Annotated in this window: 8 protein-coding genes; all 8 read left to right on the plus strand. The window is 39.6% G+C overall.

All coding sequences use genetic code 11. The features are described from left to right. A partial coding sequence (locus tag QZ548_RS06895; protein ID WP_295869272.1) for a DUF1385 domain-containing protein occupies nt 1-734 on the plus strand: 734 nt, incomplete at its 5' end. A gap of 2 nt (nt 735-736) precedes the next feature. After that, nucleotides 737-1,819, plus strand: a complete 1,083-nt coding sequence (gene prfA / locus QZ548_RS06900) for a peptide chain release factor 1 (protein ID WP_295792672.1) — start codon at nt 737-739, stop codon at nt 1,817-1,819. Continuing rightward, nucleotides 1,812-2,681: a peptide chain release factor N(5)-glutamine methyltransferase gene (prmC, locus tag QZ548_RS06905; protein WP_295869274.1), complete on the plus strand. Its 870-nt coding sequence runs from the start codon at nt 1,812-1,814 to the stop codon at nt 2,679-2,681. Before prfA ends, prmC begins: the two co-directional genes overlap by 8 nt. Nucleotide 2,682: 1 nt before the next feature. Beyond that, nucleotides 2,683-3,714 carry an L-threonylcarbamoyladenylate synthase gene (locus QZ548_RS06910; RefSeq protein WP_295869276.1) on the plus strand — a complete coding sequence of 344 codons (1,032 nt, stop codon included), beginning with the start codon at nt 2,683-2,685 and terminating at the stop codon, nt 3,712-3,714. Between the two features lie 112 nt (nt 3,715-3,826). Continuing rightward, a complete protein-coding gene (locus QZ548_RS06915) occupies nt 3,827-4,273 on the plus strand; it encodes a low molecular weight protein arginine phosphatase (RefSeq protein ID WP_295869279.1) in 447 nt (148 codons plus the stop codon). A gap of 11 nt (nt 4,274-4,284) precedes the next feature. Continuing rightward, nucleotides 4,285-4,722, plus strand: a complete 438-nt coding sequence (gene rpiB / locus QZ548_RS06920; RefSeq protein WP_227720191.1) for a ribose 5-phosphate isomerase B — start codon at nt 4,285-4,287, stop codon at nt 4,720-4,722. 45 nt (nt 4,723-4,767) lie between these two features. Next, the gene (glyA, locus tag QZ548_RS06925) at nt 4,768-6,000 is read left to right on the plus strand and encodes a serine hydroxymethyltransferase (protein ID WP_105089322.1); all 1,233 of its coding nucleotides are present in this window, start codon (nt 4,768-4,770) and stop codon (nt 5,998-6,000) included. Between the two features lie 173 nt (nt 6,001-6,173). Next, nucleotides 6,174-6,436: uracil phosphoribosyltransferase (locus tag QZ548_RS06930; RefSeq protein ID WP_295869281.1), on the plus strand; the 263-nt coding region annotated here is incomplete at its 3' end.

Genomic DNA, 6,436 nt, shown 5'->3' on the forward strand with positions numbered 1-6,436 from the left:
CAATTTTGAAAAAACCATTTCTTCGGGGCTGTGTAGCTCTTTATGAATCCCTCGTAATTGGCATGAAGGCGTTGTCCTTCTCTGCTAAGGCCGCTGGTGATGAAGAGGAAGAAATGTCTAATAGTGAAATTGCCATTACTATGGTTATTTCCACCATCTTTGCGATAGCTGTATTTTTGGCATTGCCTACATTTATCGTGAAATTTATTCCTGGTGTACAGGATAATCATGTTGTATTAAATCTCATTGAAGGTGTCATTCGTTTAGTTCTTTTCCTACTTTATATTTGGGGGATTGGACTTACAAAGGATATTCAACGAGTTTTCCAATATCATGGGGCAGAGCATAAAACGATTCATACTTATGAATTAGACTTGCCTCTCACTGTAGAAAACGTTCGCAAACAAAGTCGCTTACATCCGCGATGTGGCACAAATTTCTTACTTATCGTTATGGTTGTAAGTATTTTTGTATTTGCTTTTTTAGGTTGGCCTAATTTGTTAGAACGTATCGTAAGCCGCGTACTTCTTATGCCCGTAGTGGCAGGTATTGCGTACGAGGTTATTCGTCTTGCTGGTCGTAGTGAGCATTCCTTGGTGCAAGCTCTTATTAAACCTGGTCTTGCATTACAATACATGACCACACGTGAACCAGAAGATGATCAAATTGAAGTAGCTATACGTGCTCTTGAAGAGGTTCGCCCTCCTGAGAGTGATGCTTATGAAGAGGAATAAACATGCTAGTAGATAAATTACAAGTTATTGAAGATAAATTTATGGACCTGGAGCAGCGCATCAGTGACCCTGAAGTGATTGCGCGCCAAGATGAGTGGCGTAAATTAACACGTCAACATGCTCAATTATCTGAAACAGTTGAAACATTCCGTACTTATAAAAAAGTATTAGCTGGTATTGATGAAGCTATGGAAGTTATTGAAGATAAATCCATGGATGAAGAATTCCGCGAAATGGCACAAGAGGAATTGAAAGATCTAAAACCTCAAAAAGAGGAATTAGAAGAGAAGTTGCAAATTCTTTTATTGCCTAAAGACCCTAATGATGATAAGAACATCATTATCGAAATTCGCGGTGGTGCTGGCGGCGATGAAGCGGCATTATTCGCAGGCGATTTGTTCCGTATGTACACAAAATATGCGGAAAGCCAAGGCTGGCGTTGTGAGATTATCGATGCCAATGAGCCTGAATTAGGTGGCTTTAAAGAGGTTATTTTCTCTGTAGATGGTGAAAATGTATATTCTAAGATGAAATTTGAATCTGGTGTACATCGCGTACAACGTGTACCTGCTACAGAAACACAGGGCCGTGTGCATACATCTACCGTTACAGTAGCCGTATTACCAGAGATGGAAGATGTTGATATTGAAGTTAATGAAAAAGACTTAAAAATCGACACATATCGTGCTAGTGGTGCGGGCGGTCAGCATATCAATAAGACTGAGTCTGCTGTTCGTATTACACACTTACCTTCTGGTATTGTTGTGGCATGCCAAGACCAACGTTCTCAATTACAAAACCGTGAAAAAGCTATGCGTGTATTGCGTGCTAAATTGCAAGACCAAGCTGAACAAGAGGCTATTTCTAGCATGGCAGCAGACCGTAAGAGCCAAGTTGGTACTGGTGACCGTAGTGAACGTATTCGTACTTATAACTACCCTCAAGGCCGCGTAACAGACCATCGTATTAATTTAACATTGTATAAATTAGATGCTATTTTAAATGGCGATTTAGATGAAATCATTCAAGCCTTAAATGCTGCTGACCAAGCGGCAAAAATGCAGGAGGCTAATACAAATGTATAAGGAGATTTGGACAATCGGTCGTATTCTCCAGTGGACAGAGCAGTACTTTCAAAGCAAGGAGATGGATACACCTCGACTTGATGGGGAAGTACTGCTTTCTCACGTTTTAGGCAAGGATCGTATTTATCTATATACTCATTATGACCAACCGCTTATTCAAGAGGAACTCGATGCTTTTAGACCTCTCGTTCAAGAACGGGCCAAGGGTCATTGTGTAGCGGCCATAATTGGGGAAAAGGACTTTATGGGATTGACCTTTAAGGTTAATGATAAGGTGTTGATTCCACGACCTGATACAGAAACCTTAATTGAGCATGTATTAGGTACGTACGCAAAAGATAGTGAGGTACGTATTCTTGATGTATGTACGGGCCCTGGTACGATATTACTCAGTCTATTACACTATTTGCCGAATGCGTGTGGTGTAGGTCTTGAAATATCTACGGATGCCTTGACAGTGGCTGAGGAAAATAGTGAAAGATTTAGCTTAAATGATCGTGTTCAATTGTTAGAGTCTGATATGTTTTCTGCCTTAGATGGTAATGCTGAAAAGTTTGACCTCATCGTATCGAATCCACCATATATCCGTACAGGGGATGCTAAATTATTATCTCAGGATGTATTAAATGAGCCTCATATTGCTTTATTTGGTGGTGAAGATGGATTAGAATTCTATCGTATTTTAGCTAAAGAGTGCGGCACATATTTAAAACCACAAGGTCGTATAGCCTTTGAAATAGGTTACGATCAAGCAGAAGAGGTAAAGGCTTTATTAAAAGAAGCTGGTCATTACTCCAACATTCAATGTATCGCTGATCTTGGTGGTAATAACCGTGTTGTAACCGCAGTATATGAGGGATAATATGGATACTCAAATTATTACAAATCCATCAGAACAAGAACTAGATATGCTTGCCAGTGCATTGCGTAATGGTGAATTGGTGTCCATTCCCACAGAAACTGTATATGGACTCGGTGCTAATGGACTTGATCCAGAGGCGATGGATAAAATCTATGCTGCCAAAGGTCGTCCTTCAGATAATCCATTGATTTTACATGTTCCTAATAGTGAAAGTATAAAACCTTTGGTAACAGAGGTTTCAAATACAGCACAACTATTAATGGATACGTTTTGGCCAGGGCCATTAACGATTACATTGCCTAAATCTGATTTAGTGCCAGATCGTGCTACTGGTGGATTACCTCGCGTGGCATTGCGTTGCCCTGATCATAAGGTATGCCGTGCATTATTAGAACGCGCTGGTGTACCTGTAGCGGCTCCTAGTGCAAATATATCTGGTCGTCCAAGTCCTACAACGGCACAAGATGTTTACCATGATATGAATGGCCGTATTTCCTACATTTTAGATGCTGGTCCATGTACGATTGGTGTAGAGTCAACTGTAGTGGAAGTACATGATGATAAGGTCATTATATTGAGACCGGGCGGAATTACAAAAGCTCAACTTGAAAATGTTGTGGCTACTGTTGAGTATGATACTGCTCTAGTTAATGCTACCACTAAGCCTAAGGCTCCTGGTATGAAGTATACGCATTATGCGCCTGATGCACCTATGACAGTTGTTGTAGGTAATCCAGAGGTCATAGCATCTACGTTTAAGGAGCTTTCAGAAGGTATAGAAGGTCCTATCGGTTGTTTGGTCAGTCATGAAACGTATGATCTGATTAAAGGGGATACACGCTTTATGTGTCATTGTTTTGGTCATTATGGTGATGCCTTATCATTAGGCCATGATTTTTACAAAAGCCTATTACATTTTAACGAAAATCATGTTACCTTAATCTTAGCAGAAGGTGTTAATGATGATGGTTTTGGCGTTGCTATTATGAATCGTATGGAAAAGGCATCTAGTCACCATATCATTTATAAGTAAATTTACTAGCATAAAAATGTCCACTGATAATAGAAATATGTCTTTACATATTGGATGAATTTGCTATAATGTATAAAGTAATCACAAAATGTGATTAAGTAAGGATGTTATTATGAATATTTTATTTGTGTGTACCGGTAATACTTGCCGTAGCCCTATGGCTGAAGGTATTACACGGGCCCTTGTAGCGGAGCAACATAAGGATGTGACGACTGTATCAGCTGGTCTATTTGCCGCATATGGAGCAAAGCCAACTGAACAAGCCGTTGAAGCTATCCGTTCCATTGCAGATATTTCTGATCATGAATCGAGACCATTGACGATGGAACTCGTGAATGCAGCAGATCTTATCATTGGTATGACGAAGGATCACAAATCTGTACTACTTCGCCAATTCCCGTTTGAGGAAGGAAAAATTAAAACGATTTCCGAGTGGGGTGGTCAAGATGGTGATGTGACGGACCCATATGGATCTGATCAAACCGTATATAATCAATGTGCGGAACAAATTTATCACTTAGTAGAGGCCGGTCTTAGCTCAGTGCCTCAGAAGGCGTAGGAGATGAAATTATGAAAGTTGCAATCGGTTGTGATCATGGCGGATTACATTTAAAAGCATCCGTTAAGGAATTATTAAATGCATTGGGACATGAAGTAGAGGATTTTGGCTGTCATACAGCTGATTCTTGCGATTATCCTGATATTGCTGTACCTGTGGCAAATGCAGTCGTATCTGGTCAAGCAGACAGAGGTATTTTGATTTGTGGTACTGGTATTGGTATCGGTATTGCAGCAAATAAGATTGCTGGTATTCGCGCTGCTCTTTGTCATGATACATTCTCTGCTCATGCATGTCGTGAACATAATGACGCTAATATTCTCACAATGGGGGAACGCGTTATTGGTCCTGGCCTAGCTAACGATATTGTAGCCATCTTCATGGAAACAGAGTTCGAAGGTGGTCGTCATGCACGCCGGGTAGAGAAAATTAAAGCACTAGAGAAGTAATACATCATTACCTATATATATTCGTTTTGCACGAGGAGGATACTCATGAGTTTCTTAGAAAAACAAGACCCTAATATTCAAGCTGTTATCAATCAAGAATTAGCACGCCAACGCGATAAATTAGAAATGATCGCTTCTGAAAACTTTGTTTCTCAAGCAGTAATGGAAGCTCAAGGTAGCGTATTGACTAACAAATATGCAGAAGGGTATCCTGGTAAACGTTATTATGGCGGTTGTGAAAATGTTGATGTTATCGAAACATTAGCTATTGAACGTGCAAAACGCTTGTTCGGTGCAGAACATGCAAACGTACAACCTCACTCTGGTTCTCAAGCAAACTTTGGCGTGTATTTCGCATTATTACAACCAGGCGACACTATTGTGGGTATGAACTTGTCCCATGGTGGTCACTTAACTCATGGTTCTCCAGTTAACGTATCTGGTACATATTTCAACGTAGTACCTTACGGTGTAGATGCAGAAACTCAACAAATCGATTATGATGAGTTCCGTAAAATCGTATTAGAAGCTAAACCTAAATTAATCATTGCTGGTGGTAGTGCTTATAGCCGTCAAATCGACTTCAAAAAAATGGCTGATGTAGCTCATGAAGTTGATGCTATCTTCATGGTAGATATGGCTCACTTTGCTGGTCTTGTAGCAGCAGGTTTACATCCAAACCCAGTAGAATATGCTGATATCGTTACTACTACAACTCATAAAACATTGCGTGGTCCTCGTGGCGGCATGATTCTTTGCAAAGAAAAATATGCTAAAGCAATCGATAAAGCAATCTTCCCTGGTATTCAAGGTGGCCCATTGATGCATGTTATCGCTGCTAAAGCTGTTGCATTTGGTGAAGCATTACAACCAGAGTTCAAAGTATATGCACAACAAGTTATCGATAATGCAAAAGCATTGGCTGCTGCATTGCAAGAAAAAGGCTTAACAATCGTATCTGGTGGTACAGATACTCACGTTATGTTGGTAGACGTACGCAATACTGGTTTAACAGGTAAAGAAGCAGAACATTTACTTGATGAAGTAGGTATTACTTGTAATAAAAATACAATTCCATTCGATCCTGCTAGTCCATTTGTAACAAGCGGTATCCGTCTTGGTACACCAGCGCTTACAACACGTGGCTTACAAGTAAAAGATATGGAAGAAATTGCAGATATCATTGCAACTGTACTTAAAAATCCTGAAGATAAAGCAGTTCATGAAGAAGCAAGCAAACGCGTAGCAGCACTTTGTGAAGCGTATCCATTGTACTAATCTTTGGATTAATCCATTAGACTTACATAAGGCTTAAATACAATAAAAGGGATGTGTATTATCACATCCCTTTTAATATTTTTATGGCATGATTTATGATTCTGTGATAGAGTAATTATGAAAGTTATATGGATACCAATAGGGTACGTATATTGTATTATAGGAGGACAGTCATGAAAGTTAATGTTATGACACATCCATTGATTCAACACAAAGTTACATTGATGCGCGATGTAGAAACAGGCTCTAAAGATTTCAGACAATTACTGGATGAAATTACGATGTTGATGGGCTATGAAATTACACGTAGCTTACCATTAGAGGATGTAGAGGTTCAAACACCTTTAACTAAAATGACTGGCAAACGTATTGCAGGTAAAAAATTAGGTATTATTCCAATTCTTCGTGCTGGCCTTGGCATGGTAAATGGTATGCA

The sequence above is a fragment of the uncultured Veillonella sp. genome (genome assembly GCF_915069625.1).
Classification (GTDB): Bacteria; Bacillota; Negativicutes; order Veillonellales; family Veillonellaceae; genus Veillonella.